Origin of the sequence: Butyrivibrio sp. MB2005 (genome assembly GCF_000424285.1) — a bacterium.
Classification (GTDB): Bacteria; Bacillota; Clostridia; order Lachnospirales; family Lachnospiraceae; genus Butyrivibrio.
Genome location: NZ_AUJP01000016.1, coordinates 73,112 through 96,396, shown reverse-complemented (window position 1 = coordinate 96,396; position 23,285 = coordinate 73,112). Strand labels below are relative to the sequence as shown.

The 23,285-nt window shown below is 40.9% G+C and carries 14 protein-coding genes; 12 read left to right on the top strand and 2 right to left on the bottom strand.

Annotation, left to right across the window (positions count from 1 at the left end):
- The first annotated feature begins 5 nt into the window (after positions 1–5).
- From G610_RS20430 to G610_RS0109755, 3 genes are read left to right on the top strand one after another with little or no spacing between them, the layout of a single operon-like run.
- Complete coding sequence (locus G610_RS20430; protein WP_051197912.1) at positions 6–1,214, top strand: Coenzyme F420 hydrogenase/dehydrogenase, beta subunit C-terminal domain; 1,209 nt, start codon at positions 6–8, stop codon at positions 1,212–1,214.
- Positions 1,211–2,518, top strand: a complete 1,308-nt coding sequence (locus G610_RS0109760) for a polysaccharide pyruvyl transferase family protein (protein ID WP_026524634.1) — start codon at positions 1,211–1,213, stop codon at positions 2,516–2,518. Before G610_RS20430 ends, G610_RS0109760 begins: the two co-directional genes overlap by 4 nt.
- 45 nt (positions 2,519–2,563) lie before the next feature.
- On the top strand, positions 2,564–5,323 hold the full coding sequence (locus tag G610_RS0109755; RefSeq protein WP_026524633.1) for a YfhO family protein: 2,760 nt from the start codon (positions 2,564–2,566) through the stop codon (positions 5,321–5,323).
- A 58-nt stretch (positions 5,324–5,381) separates the two neighbouring features.
- On the opposite strand, the gene G610_RS22145 is transcribed toward G610_RS0109755, so the two are convergent.
- Positions 5,382–8,366 (bottom strand): LTA synthase family protein, encoded by a 2,985-nt coding sequence (locus tag G610_RS22145; protein WP_051197911.1) that lies wholly within the window; start codon positions 8,364–8,366, stop codon positions 5,382–5,384.
- A 169-nt stretch (positions 8,367–8,535) separates the two neighbouring features.
- Between G610_RS22145 and G610_RS0109745 the strand changes: the two genes are divergently transcribed.
- From G610_RS0109745 to G610_RS0109705, 9 genes are all read left to right on the top strand, one after another.
- The gene (locus tag G610_RS0109745) at positions 8,536–11,511 is read left to right on the top strand and encodes an Ig-like domain-containing protein (protein ID WP_026524632.1); all 2,976 of its coding nucleotides are present in this window, start codon (positions 8,536–8,538) and stop codon (positions 11,509–11,511) included.
- Between the two features lie 19 nt (positions 11,512–11,530).
- Positions 11,531–13,708: a hypothetical protein gene (locus tag G610_RS0109740; RefSeq protein WP_026524631.1), complete on the top strand. Its 2,178-nt coding sequence runs from the start codon at positions 11,531–11,533 to the stop codon at positions 13,706–13,708.
- A gap of 109 nt (positions 13,709–13,817) precedes the next feature.
- Positions 13,818–15,356: a flotillin family protein gene (locus G610_RS20420; protein ID WP_051197910.1), complete on the top strand. Its 1,539-nt coding sequence runs from the start codon at positions 13,818–13,820 to the stop codon at positions 15,354–15,356.
- A gap of 269 nt (positions 15,357–15,625) precedes the next feature.
- On the top strand, positions 15,626–17,029 hold the full coding sequence (locus G610_RS0109730; protein WP_026524630.1) for a PTS mannitol transporter subunit IICB: 1,404 nt from the start codon (positions 15,626–15,628) through the stop codon (positions 17,027–17,029).
- Between the two features lie 18 nt (positions 17,030–17,047).
- Positions 17,048–19,084: a BglG family transcription antiterminator gene (locus G610_RS0109725; RefSeq protein WP_026524629.1), complete on the top strand. Its 2,037-nt coding sequence runs from the start codon at positions 17,048–17,050 to the stop codon at positions 19,082–19,084.
- A 14-nt stretch (positions 19,085–19,098) separates the two neighbouring features.
- A complete protein-coding gene (locus tag G610_RS0109720; RefSeq protein ID WP_026524628.1) occupies positions 19,099–19,518 on the top strand; it encodes a PTS sugar transporter subunit IIA in 420 nt (139 codons plus the stop codon).
- Positions 19,519–19,543: 25 nt separating this feature from the next.
- Positions 19,544–20,806 carry a zinc-binding dehydrogenase gene (locus tag G610_RS0109715; RefSeq protein WP_026524627.1) on the top strand — a complete coding sequence of 421 codons (1,263 nt, stop codon included), beginning with the start codon at positions 19,544–19,546 and terminating at the stop codon, positions 20,804–20,806.
- A gap of 75 nt (positions 20,807–20,881) precedes the next feature.
- On the top strand, positions 20,882–21,139 hold the full coding sequence (locus G610_RS0109710; protein WP_026524626.1) for an HPr family phosphocarrier protein: 258 nt from the start codon (positions 20,882–20,884) through the stop codon (positions 21,137–21,139).
- 199 nt (positions 21,140–21,338) lie between these two features.
- Positions 21,339–22,361, top strand: a complete 1,023-nt coding sequence (locus G610_RS0109705; protein WP_026524625.1) for a LacI family DNA-binding transcriptional regulator — start codon at positions 21,339–21,341, stop codon at positions 22,359–22,361.
- A 4-nt stretch (positions 22,362–22,365) separates the two neighbouring features.
- Here the strand turns inward: G610_RS0109705 and G610_RS22140 are convergent, their stop codons facing one another.
- Entirely contained in the window at positions 22,366–23,274 is a 909-nt protein-coding gene (locus tag G610_RS22140; RefSeq protein WP_026524624.1) for an AraC family transcriptional regulator, read from the bottom strand.
- Positions 23,275–23,285: the final 11 nt, after the last annotated feature.

The following is a 23,285-nucleotide window of genomic DNA, read 5'->3' as shown; positions in this document are numbered from 1 at the left end:
TAAACATGGTTATTTTGGAAGATATTACACAATGTTATGGCTGCGGAGCGTGCAAAAATGCATGCCCCGTTAATGCCATAGAGATGGAGCTGGATGATGAAGGATTTCTTATTCCAAAAATAAACGAAGATGTTTGTATCTCCTGTGGGAAATGCAAATCAGTGTGCATAGCAAATAAGGCTCCGGATCTGAGTAACGACCGGGAGCCTTATGCGCTTGCACTTACAGCGTCGCAGGATATTTTATATGAATGTTCGTCAGGCGGCGCATTTACTCTGCTAGCTGAGTATGTGCTCAGTGAGGGCGGAGTTGTTTATGGAGCTTCATTTACGGAGGATTTTTTTGTTGAACACATAAGGGTTGAGAACCTGCAAGAGCTTGATAAGCTGAAGAAATCCAAATATGCTCAGAGCAATCAGACGGATTGTTATAGCAAGGTCAAAGATGATCTGAAGCAGGGCAGAAAAGTGTTATACACAGGCTGCTCATGTCAGATAGCAGGATTATACAGCTATCTGGGAAATAAAGAAGATACTAATTTATTTACTATGGATTTGATCTGTCAGGGTGTTCCTTCTGCAGTGCAGTTAAGGGAGCATCTGGATCACGAGTATGGTCTTTCCAAAATAGATAAGGTTGAGATGAGACGCAGGAAAGGTTGGGGAACATGCATGAGTGTGTTCCTGAAAAATGGTATTGCATATAGGTTCGGTGGCAGAACGGATCTATTCCAACTAGTTTTTCATAATAAACTCAATATGAGAAAGAGCTGCTATGGATGTAAATTCGCACAGTTTCCGAGACAGGGTGATTTTACTGTGGGAGATTTCTGGAATCACAGGAAGGTTGCCAAAGACCTTGAGGAAAGATTCCATAAGAGAACATCTATTGTTTATGTAAATAACGCTCATGGCAAAGAGCTTTTTGATAAAGCATTCGATTCAAGGAAAGATAGTTTTTATATGGCAAAGCTTGAAGGAGCGCCGGAAACACTGAATAATAACGCAGGAAAACCTGCTCCTTCAGACATGGCCAGTCGAGAAGCATTTTACGATCTGTATAGAAAAAAAGGCTTTACCAAGGCCGGATATGAGGCAGTTTATCCAGCATTTGTTGACAGAGCCAAGGCTATATGTAAATATAGAACGTTGGTAATTGTCAGAACCTTTAAAGGCATATACAGAAAAATGAAAAAAGAGGACTCCATTTCATGAAGATTGGTATCATATCAATAAACATACATACTACAACGCTCAATTTTGGATGCATAATTCATAGCTTTGCTTTCCAACAGTTTCTTAAGAAAAATGGTTATGATTCTAAGGTTATTGAGTACAAACCCGGATATTACAAGGATTTTGATGTTAAGCATCCTCTGTTTTCTTATGTTGAAAACGAGAAGCCTGACAGGAATCAGCTCATAAAATGGCGTGATCTGTTTTACGAGAGAGAGATCAGATATGATAAATTCTTCGGATTTGTGAATAATCATTATATTACTACTGACAAGTGTTATACTTCTGCGCTTCTTGATGAGGAGGATGCAGGTTTTGATTGCTATATCTGCGCCACAGATGTTATCTGGAAGGCAGTTCCCGGAGGTCCGGACAAGGGCTATCTTCTTGCCTGCGATTCGATGAAAGGTAAAAAGAAAATAGCATATGCTGCCAGCAAAGGAGCCAGAAAATATAATGAAGGTCAGGAAGAGCGCTTTATCAACGCGGCATGTGATTTTGATTATATTTTTGTAAGAGAGAATAGTCTTAAGGATTACATGAAGGAGACTCTTGATATTGACACTCCTAATGTGCTTGATCCTGTTTTCCTTATGGACAGGGAATTCTACAGAAGTGTAGAGATAGTACCTGAAGTTCATCCCGAAAAGTATGTCTTGGTTTACCTTGCCCAGACTATGGATGATGAATTTGTGCAGAAGGTAATAGAGTTTGCAGATGAGAACGGGCTCATGGTTATTGAATTGTCAGAAGAAGTCAGCCATAGAGCTTATCAGGCAAAGTATGGACATAAATTCCTATATGACATCGGCGTTGAGGAATGGCTCTGGTATATTGACCATGCTGAGTGGGTATTCACCAATTCATTCCATGGAACATGTTTTTCACTAATATTCCAAAAGCAGTTCTTCAATGGGGCACGAGGTGGTGACAAGATAGAACTTTTGCTGGAACAGTTTGGACTTGATGACAGATGGCTTGGTGACAAGAGTTTTGTTGGTGCACAGAATATGACTCCTATTAACTATGATGCGGTTAATGAGGTTATGGAAAAACGAATTGCTGAATCATCAAAGTGCATACTGGATGCACTTAAAGATGTTGAAAGCAGAGAGCACAGACCAATCATAGCTGATGCCCAGCCATATCTTGAGAAAAGCAAGCAGGCTTGGAAGAAGAAACAGGTTTCCTCTGCCTTTGAAACAGGTGCCAGGAAAATTTGGAAAAAGATTGAATCTCCCAAGCTTAAGAAGTGCCTTAAAAAGGTATTTCATGTTAAGTGATTATTGGGGATGTATCACAACTTACAGGATGGAGAATTTGTAGTCATGAATGCAGCAGACAAGAAAAAAAGAATTGCGCTTTATAGTTTTTTTTATACTGCCTTGTTTTGCGCATCCATGGCACTGGCATACTATACATTTTTTAAATACGATAAGACCTTTATTAAGGATGGCGATGCTACAGATCAGCATTTGAAGGCTCTTCTGTATTATGGCAGATGGCTCAGAACAGTGGCCCATAGTATTTTTGTGGAGCACAGGTTTGAAATACCTACTTATGACTTTGGAATAGGTTACGGTGGGGGTATTATTACCACTTTAAGCTATTACGTAATTGGAGATCCGATTACAATATTTGCCTGCCTGGTTCCGGATGCGTTAATGGCTAAGTTTTACAGCTTTATCATTGTTGTGAGATTGTTTTGCGCAGGAGCAGCTTTTTCCTGGTATTGCTTCTACAGAAAAAAGGACGCAAGTCTTTTGTCAGTGGGTGTTGCATCCGTAATGTACGTTTTCTGTGCTTATGTGCTCCGATCTGCAACAAAGCATCCATATTTCATGGTGCCCATGATATGGCTGCCGCTTCTTCTTTTGGGAATAGATAAGATTATTAGGGAAAAGAAACATATTCTTTTCATAGTATCTGTTGCCGTTTCATGTCTTTCCAATTTTTATTTCTTTTACATGGAAGTCATATTTGTAGTTCTTTATGCACTTTTTCATGTTATCAAATCAAGTAAAAATAAGATATTTACTCTTATTTTGATGCTAAGAGATGGGATTGTCGGGGTGGCTATAGCGGCTCCGATTCTTTTGCCTACCATCATTCAGATCCTGGGCGATACCAGATCATCAATGGAGTACAAGATCATCCCTGTATATGGTAAGGAATATTACAGATATCTTCCGGGTGGTGTTATTTCAAGCTATTTTAAAGGGTATTGGACTATTCCCGGAACAACATTTTTAGCGGGTTCCTGTATATTGCTTGCTTTGTTGTTCCTGAAAAAATACACATCAAATAAGGTTGCAATATTTCTTTGCCTTCTGACATATTCTATTCCGGTTTGCGGTTATATATTGAATGGTATGTCTTATGTCAGTAACAGATGGAACTGGTTTTTTGTTTTCTGCATCTGCATTCTTGTTGTAGATTCCTGGGAGGACCTTGTAACGCCATCTTTGGGTCTTATATGGAAGGAGTGGGTTCTTACAATTGTAATGACTGCCATTTTCTGGCGCTTGTATCGTTATAGTCCGGTCAGATTCAAAAGTGACATTATACTTGGTGTCAGCCTGATGCTGATACTGCTTTTGATAAGAACCATTGCAAGTGTAATATGCCTGAAATATCAAAAGGGGGCTGACGAAGCAGGTTATAAGAATAAGTGCAAAATGATCATTGGGATATCTGTTCTGCTATTAACCCTGTTCTCGCTAAAAATGCATGGTGTATATACTTTTGAGAAGGAGTATGACAACATCGCAGAGGCTTATGTTAATGAGGATGTAGATATAGTCTCAGAGCTGATCAATTCCCCTATAAAGCAGATTCGGGAGAATTATCAAAACGAACCTTCTTATAGAATTAGCGGTAGTTATGACGAAAATGCCACACTTTTCCATGGCCTTTCATCCACAAAATTTTATTTTAGCCTGTCAAATCCTTACATTTGTGAATTTATACAGTATGTTGGAAAAACTATTCCCAGTACATACCACTATTCTGGATTGGAAGGCAGGACATTTTTAAATTCACTTACGGGTATTAAATATCTCATTTCCAAATCGGACAGAGATGTTCCGTACGGATCGGTGCAACTGGATGAGAAGCTTTTTGAAAATCCAAATGCACTTCCCTTTATCTATGGATATGACAACGTATCCAGAAAAGCGGATGCTGATGAACATACTGTTTTAGAAAAACAGGAAATGATGATGCAGACAGCAATCGTAGATTCTGAGAGTAGTGATGCCGATGAGTTATTTACAATGCTTTCGGCCAAAGAGGTTGTATTTACCTCAGAAAATGTTGATTATGAAATAAGCACAGGTGACAATGTGACTTATGATGAGAACACAGGAGAGTTTGTGGTAACAGCTGATAACGCTGTTGCACATATTGCCTTTGAAGGAAAGAGTGGTTGTGAGACATATCTGTGTGCAGATGATGTGACCTATGCTCTTCCGGGAGATGATGATTCTCTTACATATTATCTGTCACGTTTAGAGTCCAAGAGAGCAGCTGTTCAAGTAAGGTCAATATCCGGTGGTGAAGTCTACACATCACGTAAAATGGATATATGTGATAAGACATTCAGATGGAGAAATGGAATAAAGGATTTTGTCGTTAATGCCGGATATTCTGAAACAGCTCTGGAAGGATTTGAACTAACATTTGTTAATGCCGGTACATACAGATTAGGGAATATAGCAATAAAGTGTCAGCCGGTGGATGCCATAACACAGTATGTCAGTGATAGAACAGAAGGTATTTCTGCACAAGTCAATTTCAATGATAATAATGAAGCATATGCTATAAGCCACATAGACGCTAATGTAAGCCTTGATAAGGATAAACTTCTTGTTATTAACATGCCTTATGAAGAAGCCTGGACAGCCTATATTGATGGTAAAAAAGCACCTATTTACAGAGTTAATACCATGTTTTCATCCGTATATATGGAAGCGGGAACACATACTCTGGAACTGAAATATCATACAAGAGGTTTTGGAATAGGCTGGTTTGTATCATTAGTATCCATCTGTGTGCTTGCTTTTCTGATAAAACGCGAAAAAAGATGACATCCTGAGATATTTCAAGATGTCATCCTCAATCTAAACCGTGAACATAGAAGAGTTGTTATCTGCTGACCATATAGCTGTCAACCCATTTAATGACAGCCGTATCTACGACCTCATTACGATTCAGGTCATAAATAACTACATTAAGACCAACCCTGTTCAGGGAGTAATCAGTCCCGTTAAGACAGATACTGGTGCCGGATCCGATATCGTATCCGGTGCTTTTTATTGAATACTCTGTTCCATTGGACAGTGTTCCGGAATCTTCTGCATAATCTTCTGATTGCTGATTCTGCAGCTTGTCGGTAACTATTTTTCCATCATCTATGACAGCGACATATCCGCATCTAAGATTTTCTACATTAAGGTCTCCCTGTGAACCAAGTCCAAGAGTTTTCAAATCTTCAAAACTTCCGGCATGAGGGTACAGGGCACCAAAAGTATTTACAGCAAGTAAGATTGCAATATCATCACGTTTTCCTATATATGACAGGTATTCATTGACATCAGAGTATTGCAAAAATTCCAGAGACGTAATGCTCTCTGTGGTTCTCACCTTACCTCTTGATCCTGCAACATTAAGCTGAAGCTGTATCTGATCGTTCAAAGAGGCTGAATATTCAAACGTAGCAGACAGTGTCTTGTTTTCATCATTAAGACCGAGCACTGAAAAATCAAGTGTGCTTTGATCCTTGGGATCAAAATATTTAATAACGGACTTGTTGTCCTGCTCCCATTTCCTAATGCCTCTTACATTCGAAGCTTCCACAGTGATAAGGTTGTTAACAGCGTCGTAAGAAGTCATTTTCAGGTCCACATCAAGTGGATGATAATACGTACCATATGATGCATTGCTGATCATCCTGCTGCTTGTATTGTCATAGACAAGATAATTAAATCCCGGGGTGCGATTGGAGTAGTCTGTGTCTCCTATGATCAAATGGCTGGTATTTCCCGCGAATTTACCTCCGCTATTAACTTTATAGGTTGTTCCATCGGAAAAAGAACCTGTGTAGGTCAGGTAGTCGCGACTTAAATGCTCAGTTACAGATTCCTGATCAAGTATGCCATAATAGCTCTGCTTATTAAGATTCAAGAAGTCTGTTTCAAACCCCAGATCATTCATTGCTTTACCCATGGGAGCAGTGAAATTCAATGTGGCATCTTTCATGGCAGAAGTAAGAATTGTAATATCTCTGCCCTCGTCAAGATATTCCCTTAACTTTTTAAGATAGCTTATATAGTCTTCAGACAGGAGATATATGTCTGTGTCTGTTTCATAAACGTTGTATTTTTCTCCTGAAAGGCCGGTTACTTCAACTCTGATATGTCCATAATTTCCCGGAATGGATAAAGAATCAACCAAGGCTTCGTAGGTAGTAAAACCATCATATACCATAGGATAGACAGTTTCTTTTTCTGAACCGTCAGGTGTTATGCAAAGGTCTATCTTGTCAATTCCTTCGCCAATTTCCAGGATATCTCTTACTGTTATACTAAACTTCCCTTCATCTGACTTTTGAACATCTACGGTAGCATTATGCAGATATGTGTAATCTTTGTACTCAACCGTATCAGTGTCCATAAGCTTCGAGAGGAATTCTGAACGCTGCTTAAGGAATGAATTCAGGCTGGATTCACCGTATTTTTCCAACAGAGTTTCTTCTGATGAAAACAGATTTGTACCTAATCCCAGTCTGTTCCCTTCAATTGTTGCACCAATAGCAGCAATGGTTGTAGGGAAAGCATCAAATGTAGAGTATTCTCTGCGTTCGTTTTTCTCCGGTGTAGCAGCGGCATTTATGAATGTGGTGTAAACTTTTCTACTATAAGAGGGATCCACATTAGTGCAGTAATTCTGATCCATGGTGGGGTGATCACCACTTATAACGATAGTTGTGTTTTCATAGAAATCCTGCTGTTTAACCCAGTCGACAAATTCCGTGATCTGTTTGCTGGAGCACGCATATACGTTAGAATACTGCTCATCAAATTTGTTTTCGCAAAGATCACATACATAACCATCTTCAAAATGGGTATCAACAGTAAGAAGAGTAAGATTAAATGGTTCATCTTTCTTCGATAATTCAGTTAGTTCGTCTTTGGCAAAGCTAAACAGTTTTTTATCTTCAAAGCCCCAAAATACATAATAATCTTCAGGAATTATGCCATTATCCTGCATGTAATAATAATCTTTTATTTCGAAATTGCCATGATCCTTGAAAAACAGATCTCTTCCGCCGAAGATGGCAGGAGAACCGATCATATAGACCTGATTGTAACCATGATCGTCTAAAATATCACCAATTGTTATGAGTTCAGGTGCAAAGCTTTCCATGGTACTCATCTTGTTTTTTCCAACATCTGTTTTAAGAGGCAGTCCTGATGATTCAGCAAAAATACCACCCATTGTCCATGTGGTTCCATAGAGTGATAAGCCGCCATTTAGTGTCTTGTCGGCACCGGAGAAATCCTCGTTTTCCTGAGCAAGAGCTGTGAGCTCGGGAATGACGTTTTCATCAAATGCACCGCCATTTTCTTTGTCTGCGAAGGTGGTCTCACCGGATTCCATATAAATATATATAAGGTTTCGCTTTTTCTCAGGAAAATCAATGTTTACACTTTGGGGATCAACGTAGTTATCCTCAATGAATGTGCCGGGAAACAGCTGGCCCTTGATGTAGGCGAAAAGATCAAGCTTGATAGCAGAGGAAGTAAAATAGAATAAAAACAAACCGATTCCGAAGACAGAAACAGCCCGCACAAGATTCTTTTTCCAGGTATCTTTTTTGAAAACTATAAATCTTAAGATGAAAACTATTGAAAATATGACAACAACAGGCACAACGTTGTTTACAATATACTGGGTTATCATCCCGTTTCCTGTACCCTGAATGGCGGACAGCTGAAACAGAACCTCCTCGAAGGTGAGATCGCTCCAGGTCACGAGCATCCAATGCATGCTAAATCCCATTAATGTAAGAAAAATAAGGCATATCCAGCCAAGACATTTAAAAATAACTGTAAGTTTCTGGTTTTTCAAGATGGTTATTCTCCTATATATGAAGCCTGTATTTTAGGCAGGTATAAGTTCTTTTCAACTAAAGAATCATAGCATAAAACATAAAAATTTTACATGATATTAAAAACTAAGATATAATATGGATTGGTGCATCTATAGATAAATAGTTTTTTAGGAGTGTATTAGTTATATGAAGAAAGTTACGAGTTTCATTATCGAGATGGCATTGATAGTATCGTTATTCGGACAGAATGTGTACGCAGTTGAAAATCCGGATACGACCACTATAGTTGGGGATGAAACGACTTCATCAACAGATGATACTGCAAGGGAAGGTGAAGAAACCGGCATAGGCGATGAAGATAATGGTACAGGCGATGAAGATAATGGTACAGGTGAAACGGATAATTCATCCGGTGAAACCGCTCAGGAATCAGAAAATATTTCTGATAATGAATCAGAGCAGACGGAAAACGACGAGAATAGTGCAAATAATAATGAAAGCAACAATGAAAGTAATGAGGGAGCTACAGACGATAGCACTAATGCAGACTCATCTGTTTCTGAAACAGGAGCTACAGAATCTGAAGATTCCGAAAAGCAGGCGGATGATCCTGCGGAGAATTCTGAAGAAAATGCAGAAGACGGTGAAACTGCCGCTGATGACACGGAGCAGCCGATTGTTTCGACGACTGATGAGCCTGTTGCAGAAGAAGGTTCTGAAGGCGACTCTGACCTGACAAGTGATGAATTCTATTATGAGACAGAATGCGAGGGATATGTTTTTAGTTTCTCTGCAGAAGAAAATATTTTGCCCAATGATGCATATGTATCTGTCGAAAGAAAAGAATGTTCACAGAAAACTTATAACAAGATAGAAAAGGGATTAGAAAAAGAAATCCTTTTAGCAAAATCTTTTGATATCTCTATTTATGATTCTGAAGGAAAGATGTTTGAGCCTAAAAACGGTACTGTTCATATCAGTGTAGATTTCCCGAGGGAAGCCATGATAGAGCAGGATGGATTAAAAGGAACTACAGAGATAAAAATGATCCATATTCATGACGGTGATGTAGATGACATGGATACGGAGATTGAACGTAGTGATTCGGATGTTGAAAAGTCTGCCGGTATGGAGTATGAGGTTATAGTTCCGGAAGAGAATATTGATTCCAATACCCGTGAGCTGAAACAGGGCATGGATTTTGCTCCCATGACTCTGAATGCGCCTATGGAGACAGAATTCTATCAGGACATTACTTTGGAGTTTGATACAGAGTCTTTTTCAGAGTTTGTGATTGTAAATGTACTTAATTACTCTTATCCTGCGGTTACTGCCGGAAATACTACCACTATAGATCTTTCCGGGCTTACGAATGAATTGGCTTCTGATTTCAGAAATGTTGTACAGGGAGCAGCGGATAAAGCCTGGGAAGTCACCCAAAATGATAAGTCAAAATATTTTAGGATAGTGATCCCGGCAGGAACATATACCAGAAAAGCCAAGGATGACGCAATCGAGATTGGCAGCAATACTTCGGTTGAGATGAATGGTGTTACCATCATGAAAAAGGGTGGTAAAAATATTTTTACTACTCAGACCATAGACGATGGAAAAGGTGGCTATGGAGACTATCAGAATATCTCATTTACAGGGGGATGTTTCGATGGAGAAAAGTCAAATGCCGGTGGCAGTTTTATTCTTCTCTCACATCTGACAGGGCTTAGCATTAAAAACGTTACATTTCAAAAATCAGGCGCGGCACATATGTTGTCTCTGGCAGCATGTAAGGATGTCAAGGTAGAGGGATGTCTGTTTCAGGACGGAAAGCTGAATGGTAACGATGTGGAAGCTTTCCAGTTGGATGTAGCCAATGAGAATTCCTCTGAATATGACCCGGATCCTGTATACGACGATTATGCATGTGAAAATGTTGAGGTCAGTGGATGTACTTTCCGAAATCTGTACAGAGGTTTTGGAAGTCATGGAGCAATTGCGGGCGAATTTTATTATAAAAATATCAATATCCATGATTGTTCGTTTGATAATATTTATAACACAGCAGTAATGTGTACCATGTGGAAGGATTCTTCGGTATCCAATAATACAATGAATAACGTAGGACGAGGTGTGGATACTACTATTTATTCGTTTTATACGGGATATCCTTCTAAAAAGAAAAATAGAAATGCCGATGCTCTTTCTTATTACTCTAACGTGAGCATCACCGGAAATACTATCAATATAGGTAATCGTGACAGAATCAGCAGCAGTATGACCGGTGTTTTACTTGGCGGTTACAGTAGCTGGGAATCAAGCAGTAACCACCCGACAGGCGTGTATTTGGGAAAAGGATATACAGTTTCCGGCAATATCATAAAGGGCTATGAAGATTGGGGATTTACTGAATCAGATTCTGTATATGCAGATATAACTACCGCATACAATGTTGAAAGTAATATATCCGGAAATGAATTAAAAAATGGTCAGTTTGGAGTGCTGGTGCAGGTTAGAAGCGGTGCTTCATATTTAGGCTCAAATACATTTCAGGGAGAAAAAGATGCCAGCATTGCCGTAAGAGATGACAGCTCGGTTTCCGATATGGCTTCCAATAAGCTGACAATGGATTGTCCCTTTGGTGTTTATGTGGATGATTCCTCAAGCTGCAACGGAACCTGTGAGATTGCAAAAGTAAAGCTTGGTGCAGGAGAAAAGGTAGCTTCAAGTCCAAGTTCTTTCTCACCCTTTACAAATGACCTGGTGGCCAAGGCAGAAGGTACTTATAAGAGCAGTAAGAAATCCATAGCCAAGGTTACAAAAGCAGGAAAAATCAAGGGAGTAAAAAAGGGTAAAGCTGTTATCACCGCGTCCTGGAGTAGAGGTGATGGTACCGTTAATGTCAGTCTGACTGCTGATGTAAAAAAAGCACCTACAAAAGTCACAATAAAGAAAACAAAGACCTTAAAAAAGGGAAAGAAATATCAATTAACTCCTAAGGTAAATAAAGGAGCGTGCTGCAATAAATATACATATAAGAGCAGCAACAAGAAGATTGCAAAGGTATCTTCTTCCGGAGTTGTCACTGCTAAAAAGAAGGGTACAGCAGTTATTACGGTTAAGGCATATAATGGAGTATCCACGGTCATAACTATAAAAGTAAAATAATTCATCAAACGGAGTGTAAATGAACAAGCAAGCAAAAAAACTGAGTATTCCTGAAAAAATAATACTGTTTTTGATGTCGGCAATGACGGCAGTAATTATATGTGGTATTTTCTGGAATATGAGCAGTAACACAATAGCTGATAAGAAGTATAAGATCGTTGTGTTTGTTGCGGCTCTTTTCTTTACACTCTGTTTTTGTTTGCTTATCAGAAAATGGTTTTGTTTGGTGGAGACACTCCCTGAAAAATGGCAGAAAATTGTGTCTGTTGTTCTTTTTCTGATCCAGCTTTTAATTTCAGTCTGGCTTTTTGTAAGCATTGATTTTAGGCCCAATACAGATAGTCTTACGGATATAGATTTGGGGTGGTTTCTTAAGAATAATGTTATTGATGATAATAATTACCACATAAAGTGGATAAAGATGTATCCCAATAACTATTTTCTGATATTGCTCTTTAAGCAATTTGCGATCATGGCAGATCATTTGGGTATTACGGATATAATGCCATACCTGTGGGTGATAAATTACCTTCATATGTTTGCCGGTTTGCTGCTTTCGTTTTTATGTGTGGTAGAAATTGCAGGTCACGCTATGGCGAATAAGGCCTTGTCACTTATGGTATTAAATCCGCTATATTACTATCTTTCTTTTTGGGTATACAGCTCATCCATAAGTGTGCCTCTGCTGATGGGAATATGTTATGTGCTGCTTAAGCTTTATCGCGAAGATGGATTATTAAAAAAAGGATTGTTATGTGTGATCCTTGCTGCGCTTTTGATATTGGGCTTCCATGTGCGGTTGACTGCTGTTTTTCCTGTTATTGCATATTTGGTGATAAGGATTTTTGACTTTTTTTCCATGGATAAATCTGAGAGAAGAGAACAAAAATATCTGATCAGAATGGCTTTTGCTTTGGGAGTTATGATAGTAGCTTTTGCAGGGATAAAGGCTATAAATATTAGAGTTGCGGATAATTTTGGACCTTATCAGGAATACAATCTTCCAACTGCCAGATGGCTTTATGTGGGTTCTAAGGGTGATGGAAGTATTAAGACTGAATACGAGGACAATGGATTCGACTATTCAAGGTTATATGGCAAAAGTAAGGAAGAAAAGTCCGGGATTTACATCGAAGGAATAATTTACAATTATAAAAAGCTTGGAATAAAAGGGCTTGCAAAACTGTGGGCCAATAAGCTTCGTATCACTTTTTCCGATGGGTTCCCTTCTGTAGTTTCAAGAACTTACAGCGGTGCTTATTCAGGCAGGATATTTGAGTTCTTAAGAGGGGATGGAGGAGAGTTTTTTGCCTACATTTACAGACTGATAACGGTCATTGGTATTCTTTTGTGTACCCTTTGTTGCAGCAGGATATGGAGCGGCTTCGACAGAAGGCTGAGTTTGTTTACCATAACATTGTTTGGCGAGATGCTGTTTTATCTGATATGGGAGGTTAAGGGTGATTACTCTGATTCTCTTTTGTTTTTAATGGTAATAATTGCCGCTGTGGGTATCAGCAATGCGCCGGATACTTTTGACAAAGTGGCTGAAAATCGCATTGTGCGTGTAGCTGCTGGCATTTTGGCGATTGTTATGTGTATTGCCTTTTTTGTAATTCTGACAACAGAAGTAAAGTATACGCATAACAGGATAAACGGTAATACGTATGATAGAAGTGATGATCATATTTCCATTGAGGTGGATAATAATGAGACACTAAGACAGACATTTGCATGTTCGGATACTTTTAACAAAATCACCATAAATGCAGATGCCGGGGAAGAGACTTATGATTATCTCATAAGCATGTACAATGAAGAAGGAGAATTGTTATACAGCAAAACCGTTAATGCCGGAGATATAAAGAAGGGAACTATACGTATTAACACAGACGATATTGTTCCTGGGAAAAAGAATTGCAAATATGTACTCGAGATAGTAAAGACCGGAGAAGAGAGCGGAAATTTAACCTTTTTTACAGGAGATAATTACTACATTGATTCCTACGCTGGTGAACTTACCAAGGGGGATATAGAATTTGTAGATGATCTTTCTATGAAAGTGGAGTATGCGGGCAGGGGCAGTTATGTACCTTTTGCTATTGCTCTGGCTATTTGCTTTATACTGCTTTTTGCATGCTTTGCGGCATTTTCAATAGATCTGAAATTAATTTTCCAAAAAAGAAGAATAAAATGAAATAATATGCCATAATGGTTCTGTATTTCGTTTGCTATGGCGCATATCATATAGTCATAGAAACAAATAACAGATATCTTGGCAAAAGTCCAAGGAAAGGAAGGGTTGTATGACAACATCATTAACAATGGCGATTACGATTGCCGCAATCATCATCATTGCAATAATCATTATTGCAGCAGGATATGTGAAGGCTCCTCCGGACAGGGCTTTTATTATATCCGGTATCAGAAAGGTTCCTCGCATCTTAATCGGTCGCGCAGGTATCAAGGTTCCATTCTTTGAAAGAGTCGACAAACTCTATCTTGGTCAGATGACAGTCGACATCAAGACAGAGCAGTCAGTTCCTACAAATGACTTCATCAATGTAAACGTGGACGCAGTTGCAAAGGTAAGAATCGGCACAACACCTGATGCTATTCAGCTGGCTGCCAAGAACTTCCTGAACAAGAACCCCGAGCAGATAACGTTAGACCTGCAGGATTCATTACAGGGTAACATGCGTGAGATCATCGGTACTCTTGCACTTAAGGCTATCAACACAGACCGTGACAGCTTTTCAGATCAGGTTATGGAAAAGGCTTCAAAGGACATGAGTAAGCTCGGTATCGAGATCCTCTCATGTAACATCCAGAACGTAACCGATGAGAACGGCCTTATAAATGACCTTGGTATGGATAACACCTCCAAGATTAAGAAGGACGCAGCTGTTGCAAAGGCTCAGGCTGAGAAGGAAGTAGCTGTTGAGAAGGCAAAGGCTGACAAGGAAGCAAACGATGCGAGAATCGCAGCTGACCTTGAGATTGCTCAGAAGCAGCGCGACCTGGCTATGAAGCAGGCAGAACTTAAGCAGGAAACCGATGCTGCAAAGGCTAAAGCAGACGCAGCTTATGAGATTCAGAGACAGGAACAGGAAAAGGCCATCCAGACCAATACTGTTAACGCTATGATCGCTAAGGCAGAGCGTGAAGCTGAACTGAAGCAGAAGGAAGTTATCGTAAAGCAGCAGGAACTTGCAGCTGACATCGAGAAGAAAGCCGATGCTGAAAAGTATAAGGCTGAGAAGATCGCTGAAGCAGAGCTTGTTCAGAGACAGAGAAAGGCTGAGGCTGTTAAGTACGAGCAGGAGCAGGAGGCTGAGGCTAGAAAAGCCCAGGCTGAAGCTCAGAAATATGCAGCAGAGCAGGAAGCAGCTGGTATCAAGGCTAAGTATGACGCTGAGGCAGCAGGTATTGAAGCTAAGGGTCGTGCGGAAGCTGAAGCCATCAAGGCTAAAGGTCTTGCAGAAGCTGAAGCAATGGAGAAGAAGGCTGAAGCCTACAAGCAGTACAACGGCGCAGCTATGGCTGAGATGATGATCAAGATCATGCCTCAGATGGCAGCTGAAATTGCTAAGCCTCTTTCACAGATCGACAAGATCAACATTTATGGAACAGGCGATGGCACAAATGGCACAAGCCAGATTTCAGGTAACCTTCCCATCGTTATGAAGCAGGTATTTGATACAATGTCAGAGGCTACAGGCGTAGACTTTACAGAGATCATGAGAGCAGGCACATATGATGCAAAGGTTAATAAGAACATCAATCTTTCAGGCAGCGGCGTGAACGTAAATGTAGACAACAAGGCTGACAGTGAAGAAAAGTAATTAAATTTATCTAAGGAAACGCTTTAATCGGCGCTCCACTAATATGTGGTGCCCCGGATAGGATATTTATTCTATCCGGGGTATTTTTTTCTTTTTTAGTACTTGTCACTTTCTCATCGTGACAAAGTTTAATATGTATGAATTGAAATATTCACTCGGTCAAAATACAATTAGATTACAACAAATCGAATGCATTCGGATAATTACTCAGAATACCGGCAGACGTGCCGGAGCTTACCTGTATATCAGGTTGGGAAGGGGAAATCCAAATGAAAGAAAAGATTCAAAGTTTTGGCCGATTCCTAAGTGGAATGGTCATGCCGAATATCGGCGCATTTATAGCATGGGGACTTTTGACAGCACTTTTCATTGACACCGGCTGGCTCCCAAATGCACAGCTTAGCACAATAGTTGGTCCTATGCTTACATATCTGCTTCCAATCCTCATTGCTTACCAGGGTGGTAAGATGGTTGGCGGAAACCGCGGAGCAGTTATGGGTGCAATCATGACAATCGGTGTCATCTGCGGAACAGAGTACACAATGTTCATGGGCGCTATGATCGCAGGACCTCTTGCAGGACTTGTTATCAAGAAGTTTGACAAGGCAGTTGAGGGTAAGATCCCTACAGGATTTGAGATGCTGGTTAACAACTTCTCAGTTGGTATCCTTGGCCTGGGCCTTGCTATTCTCGGTTACTACGTAATCGGACCCTTCATGGGCGGCGTACTTGCAGTTCTTAACGCAGGTGTTGCAGTACTTGTTGAAAACAACATTCTGCCTCTTGTATCAGTATTTGTTGAGCCTGCTAAGGTTCTTTTCCTTAACAACGCTATCAACCATGGTATCTTTACTCCTCTTGGAGCAGAGCAGGTTGCTAACGCAGGAAAATCTATCTTCTACATGATAGAGACAAACCCCGGTGCAGGTACAGGCGTACTTCTCGCTTACTGGTTATTTGCTAAAGATAAGGTTACAAAGGATTCCGCACCCGGAGCACTTATCGTACACCTCCTTGGCGGTATCCACGAGATTTACTTCCCTTATGTACTTATGAACCCGCTTCTTTTACTTGCAACAATCGGCGGTTCAGTAGCAGCTATGATCTTCAACACAGCATTCAACCTTGGCCTTGCAGGACCTCCGTCACCCGGATCAATCATTGCATACCTTGGTATGGCTCCCAGAGGAACAACCTTCATGGTTCTTCTCTCAGTTGTAGTTGCTGCAGGCGTATCCTTCGCAATCGCTGCTCCTATCATCAGACTTTCAAACTCCAAGCAGAGTCTTGAGGATTCTACAGAGAAGATGAGAGAGATGAAGGCTCAGGCAAAGGGTGTTGCTGCAAGCACAGTTTCTACAGCAGCTGATGCACTTGTAAATGTAGCACCTTCAGACATCAAGCACATCGTATTTGCATGTGATGCCGGAATGGGTTCATCAGCAATGGGTGCAACAGTTTTAAGAAAAAAATTATCAGAGGTAGGAAGAACAGATATCGAAGTTAAGCATGCTTCTGTTTCTGAAATTCCTGAAGATGCTCAGATAGTTGTAACACATCAGGATCTTGCGGCAAGAGCTAAAAAGAGTGCTCCCGGCGTGAGAGTGATCACTATCAGCAATTTCATGTCAGCACCTGAGTATGATGCGCTGGCAAATGAGCTGAGAGCGTAAATAAGAAAAGAGATTCAAATGGAACTTACACCACGCATAAGACAGATTTTAATATATTTGCTTGGCGCAGAGCAGCCGGCCACTGATCAGGAGGTGGCTGATGCTCTGGGTGTGAGTAAGCGCACTATTTTAAGGGAAGCCGACTATATAGGAAGCATCGTAAAGGACCATGGTCTTACCCTGGTGCGTAAAAAAGGCGAAGGCAGCCAGATAGAGGGTGATCCCGAGGCTAAACAGCAGCTCATGGGGATTCTCAAAGCCCGCAAGGAGCAGGTGGTTTCTGATAAAGAACAGAGGCGAAAACTCCTGAAGCTTGAGCTTTTGAGAAATAGGGAACCCCAGAAGCTCTTTTACTACAGCAATATGTTCGGTGTCAGCGAAGCGACTATAAGCACCGACCTTGAAGCTATAGATGAATGGGCAAGGGAATGTAAGCTTGAGATCATAAGAAAGCCCGGCTATGGCATAACGCTTTCCGGCAGTGAAAAAAGCTACCGCATGGCTATGCAGCGCTTTGTCACTGAGAATATGAAGACCAAGGAAATCACATCAGCAGGAGATAATATCTATCTTTTGATGAATGAAGAAATCCTCTCAGAGGTTGAATCAGTCCTGGAAAAAGTGGAGGAACCTTATCTTCATCTTCTTACAAATGATGCATATATAGGACTTTTGGTACATCTGGCTGTGGCAGTTGAGAGAATCCTTCAGGGCGAGCTTGTTAGTGAAGACAGCTACGATGCAAGGTTTGATAAGGGTTACGACATAGCAAAGAACATTGCAACGGCGCTGGAGAAGGAATTTTCCATAGAAATACCGGAATCTGAGGTCAACAACATTTTGCTTCATATAAACGGAGCAAAGCTCAATTACACCAGTGATGTTATCGGCGAGAGCGGCATTAATACAGATGAACTCATGGTGATAATTGAAGGCATGATAGATGTCTTTGATCCGGGACTTGCCAGAGAGCTAAGGTATGATGACGACTTTATAAGAGGTCTGATGGTCCACTTAGAGCCTACGCTTTACAGAATTAAAAATGAAATGACCATAAGTAATCCTCTGTTGTCCCAGATAAAGCAGGAATATCCTGATATATATTCCAGATGTGAGAAGGCAGCAAGGGTTATTACACAGAAAACTTCTCTCGTGCCAAATGATGCCGAGATTGGATATCTTGCAATGCATTTTGGCGCAGCAAGAGAGAGGATAGATTCCAGAAGGCGTAAGAAGCGAACTGTTACCATAGGTGTTATTTGTGCCAGCGGTTTTGGTGTAGCGCAGCTTATGATGGCAAAGCTAAAAAGCCAGTTTTCCGACTGGGATATAGTACTTAAAGCATACGGGGTAGACGAGATTACCCAGCATACAGTTTCGAGAACTGATTTTTTCATATCAAGCATAAATGTGGACGAGCTTGGCGTAGATTATTGCCTTGTTAATCCGCTTATTACTAACAGGGATGTACTTCAGATCAGTGTAAAGATCGATGAATATGCATCCATGCCTGCAAGGCAGGAAAACAATGATTTCACCAGGCAGCTAGATGAGATCAATAACATAATAACCAGAGTTAAAGGTGTTATTAGAAGGTATCATCATCTGACAGTTCAGACTGATATAAGTCTTGAGTCGATGATCAGACAGATCGCGGCGGATATTACGGATTCACCACGGGCTGCAGCAGTTTTGGCAGCTGATATCCTCGCAAGAGAGCAGGTGATGAGTCAGCTTTTCCCTGAGATAGGAATTGCACTCTTCCACTGCAGATCAAAGGCTGTAAAGGATTGCCAGATAATAACGGTAGGACCCAAGGAAGAGGAACCTTTTGCGGATGAAAAGCTGCAGGGCATCAGGGCAGCACTTTGTATGACGATGCCACTTGATGACCACAGACAGCAGAATTCGGAAATGCTTGGAAGGGTTTCAAGCGCCATTATCGAAGACGAAGAATTTTTACGAATACTGCAAAAGAGCGACGAAGAAGGAATTAAGGAAAAACTGCAGGAAATACTAAGAGGCTATTTTAGTGAGCAGCTTGGTGATCTGTAGGTAAGGAGGAACACATGATACTGGAAACTAAAAATATCTTTATAAATCAAAAAGGCAGCAGCAAGGAAGATGTTATCAGAAGGATTGGCGAAATCTTTTCATCACAGGGATGCACGGACGAGAGTTATACTCAGGCCATGCTGGATAAAGAGAAGGTATTTAATACATATATAGGGAATGAAATAGCAATACCTCATGGAATTGAGGAAGCTAAGAAATATATAAAGAAAACAGGTCTTGTACTCATGACTTTCCCCGAGGGACTGGACTGGGGTGCAAGCGAGAAGGTCAGAGTGGTTATAGGAATAGCTGCTGTTGGCGATGAGCATCTTGAGGTTTTACAGAAAATAGCCATGACGTTCTCAGATAAACAGGGACTTGAGGACCTGCTTAAACTTAATGAAGAAGAGATCAGCAGAATGTTTGAAGGATAATTCTGCATTTTCGGAGGTAATATAGATGAAAACAAAAGCAGTCAGAATGTACGGAGAAATGGATTTAAGACTCGATGAGTTCGAGCTTCCGCAGATAAAGGATGATGAGATTCTTGTTAAGGTAATAAGTGACAGTATCTGCATGTCCACCTATAAGCTTGCAAAGCAGGGCAAGAAGCACAAGAGAGCACCTCAGGATATCGATGTGAATCCTGTTATCACAGGACATGAGTGTTCAGGTGTCATCGTTGAAGTAGGTGAAAAGTGGAAGGATAAGTATAAGGTTGGCGATAAGTGGGCACTTCAGCCTGCTCTTAACTATCAGGGCAAGCTTGATTCTCCCGGATATTCCTACAGATTCTGCGGCGGAGATGCAACATACTGCATCATGCTTCACGAGGTTATGGAGCTGGATGCACTTCTTCCCTATGACGGAGAGAGCTTCTATCAGGCATCCCTTGGAGAGCCCATGAGCTGCATTATCGGAGGATACCATGCTAACTATCATACAAATAAGCAGAACTATGACCATGCAATGGGCACAAAGGAAGGCGGCAACATCCTTATCATGGGCGGCTGCGGACCTATGGGCCTTGGAGCAGTAAGCTATGGCCTTAGATTTGAGAATAAGCCTAAGAGAATCGTAGTAACAGATCTTGATGATGCGAAACTGCAGAGAGCAGCAGAGGTTATCAGTCCTGAGTATGCAGCATCAAAGGGAATAGAGCTTATCTATTTCAACTCTTCGGGAGCTGATGCTGAACAGAAGCTTATGGATATCACTGAAGGTCACGGCTATGATGACGTATTTGTATACGTACCCGTAAGAGCCGTTGCCGAGATGGGCGACAGACTTCTTGCTTTTGATGGTTGCATGAACTTCTTTGCGGGCCCTACAGATAATCAGTTTAAGGCAGAGATAAATCTTTACAACTCACACTACACAAGTACCCATATTCTCGGTACTACAGGTGGTAATAATGACGATCTTCTTGAGGCACTTCAGCTGGCTGCAAAGGGTGAGATCAACCCTTCTGTTATGGTTACACATATTGGTGGCCTTGATGCAGCAGCAGAGACAACCTGCAACCTGCCCAATATACCCGGCGGAAAGAAGCTTATCTACACACAGATCGAGATGCCTCTTACAGCTATAGATGACTTTGGAAAACTTGGTGAGAGTGATCCTCTTTTTGCTAAGCTTGATGAGTGCTGCAAGGCTCACAGCGGTCTCTGGAATCCTGAGGCTGAGAAGATCCTCTTTGAGCACTACGGCGTAGAAATCTGATAATAGTTATGAACTGGGAGAATTCTGAAGGATTCTCCCGAATATTCGAAACTGCTTATGCGAAGCGGAGGATGTATGAGAGAAATCACACATACAGTTAAAGATCCTGAGGGTGTTCATGCACTCACCGCAGGAGGGCTTATAAAAATCGCCAATGAATATTCCTGTGGCATAACGGCTAAGGGTAACGGAGGTAGCGTCGATCTTAAAGATCTGTTTGCTGTTATGACCCTTGGAATAAAATGCGGCGAAGTCATCACAATTACCTGTGATGGCGATGATGAGGCCCAAGCAGAAGCAGCATTACAACGGTATATGCAGGTTAATCTGTGATACCTGTATATCATATATCTCCAAATTTTTCTCTTTTTTGAGAACGAAAGCACTGAATCCCCAAACTACAGTGCTTTCTTTTTTTATTCAATAGGGTTTTCTGTGAAATAAAAAGGCACTCCGCTTTTAGCAATTGAGTTTATAACAGCGATATAGTATCATTCAAGAGAAATCAAAATTCTAATTAAGGATGACGAAAATGGCTAAGACTGTTAAGATGGCAGACATCGCAAAAGAAGTTGGAGTAAGTGTGGTTACGGTATCCAAGGCACTTACCGGTCAAAAGGGTGTCAGCGAAGCTATGCGCAGCAGGATTATAAAGCTTGCTGATGAGATGGGTTACGTTCAGCCTGCAGCAGCTTCTAAGAGCGAGGATAAAGGCCGCAATATTGGCATCATCATTCATGATAAGCATTTCACCAAATACAATTCCTTTTATATGCAAATGTATCAGCTCCTTTCTTCCGAGCTTGGAAGTCAGGGTGATTTTGCCATGCTTGAGATTATCACCCATGACATGGAAAAGGATCTGATCGCGCCGAAGGTTATTAAAGAAAAAAAGGTTCAGGCGCTGATCCTTCAGGGCGAGTTTTCAAGTGAGTACTGCGATTATATTAAGGGGATTATGGGAGATCTGCCTGTACTTTATCTGGATTTTGCAGATGAATCAGGGAGAGATGTTTCTGTTATTTCAGACAGCTTCTATGGTTCGTACTATATGACCAATTATCTTTTTGAGCATGGTCACAAGGATATAGCCTTTGTAGGATCTCCGCTTATTACCACTTCAATAACGGACAGATATCTTGGATATGTTAAGTCCATGATGGAGCATGGAGTTCCTGTAAGACCTGACTGGCAGATAGAGGACAGAGATAAGACCACAGGAATTATTTTTGAACCGGATAAGCTGCCGCTTCCGCTTGAGCTTCCTACAGCATTCGTGTGTAACTGCGATCTGACAGCGGGAGTTCTGATAAGAAGGCTTGAAAAAGAAGGATATAGCATTCCTGAAGATTTTTCGGTTGTGGGCTATGATAACTATATTTATCCCGGGGCCTGCGACGTGGAAATAACAACTTATGAAGTAGATATTCCTGTAATGGTGCAAAATGCAGTGGGATATATGAATGCGCTCCTCAAGGGAGAAAGCGTAAAAACCGGAATGCATATTGTTACAGGTAATCTTGTAGAAAAAAGCAGTGTAAAAGCTCTTAGCTAAATGGCTAAGAGCTTTTGCTTTTCCTGTACTGGGCAGGTGTCTGCGAAGTTTCTCTCTTGAACAATTTTATAAAGTGACTTGTGTTTGATATGCCAACATCATAGCCGATTGCATGGATGCTGATATCTGTCTGCTCAAGAAGGGCTTTTGCTTTCTGAATCCTCAGGCTGTTTAAGTATTGTAGAGGTGACCTCCCATAATAGCTGCTAAACTCTCTGCAAAGCCTGTATTTGCTTATGAAAAGACGTTTCTCCAAGGTGCCCAGAGTAATGGAACTGTTGTATTCACGGTCAAGAATATTTTTCATTTCCTGCACATGTCCGGGTATTCCGGAAGGCGCTGACGGAGCAGAAGCTTTACTTCCTGCAAGATATGCATCTGTCAGAATGTCAGTAAGAAGCTTTGCCCTCATGAATTCAATATCAAGCCCCGGGCGAAGGAGAAGTCTTTGAAGGTAGGCCAGCTGCGCCTCCACATATTTTTCTCCGAATTCTATTATTTCAAATGATTTATTTATATATAATCCAAGGCTGTCCCCTGATAATAAAAACATATGAAAGTAGCAGGGTGTGCTGCTGGTATCAAAACGAAACTTCTCGCCAGGACCTATCAGGATCATATTCTTTTCTCTTAGCTTAAGGCTCTCTTTTGCCTTTATAAGCACGTCTCCTCTCTCAATATAGAGCAATAAAAAATACGGATTATCGACACATTCAAAGGTAGTGGGTATGCCATAAGTGATGGCGCCGCCAAATCTTGCGCTAATAAGAAGCGGGTCCGGTTTCTCAATAGGGCTTGCTACAAAGCGCTTGGTATCCAAAACATCCGTAAATTCTGTACCACTTCCGAAAAGTCTGTGAAAACGGAATATTCTGTTTAGATCTTCTATTCTGTTATGTACTGCTTCTACCATAAAAACTCCTT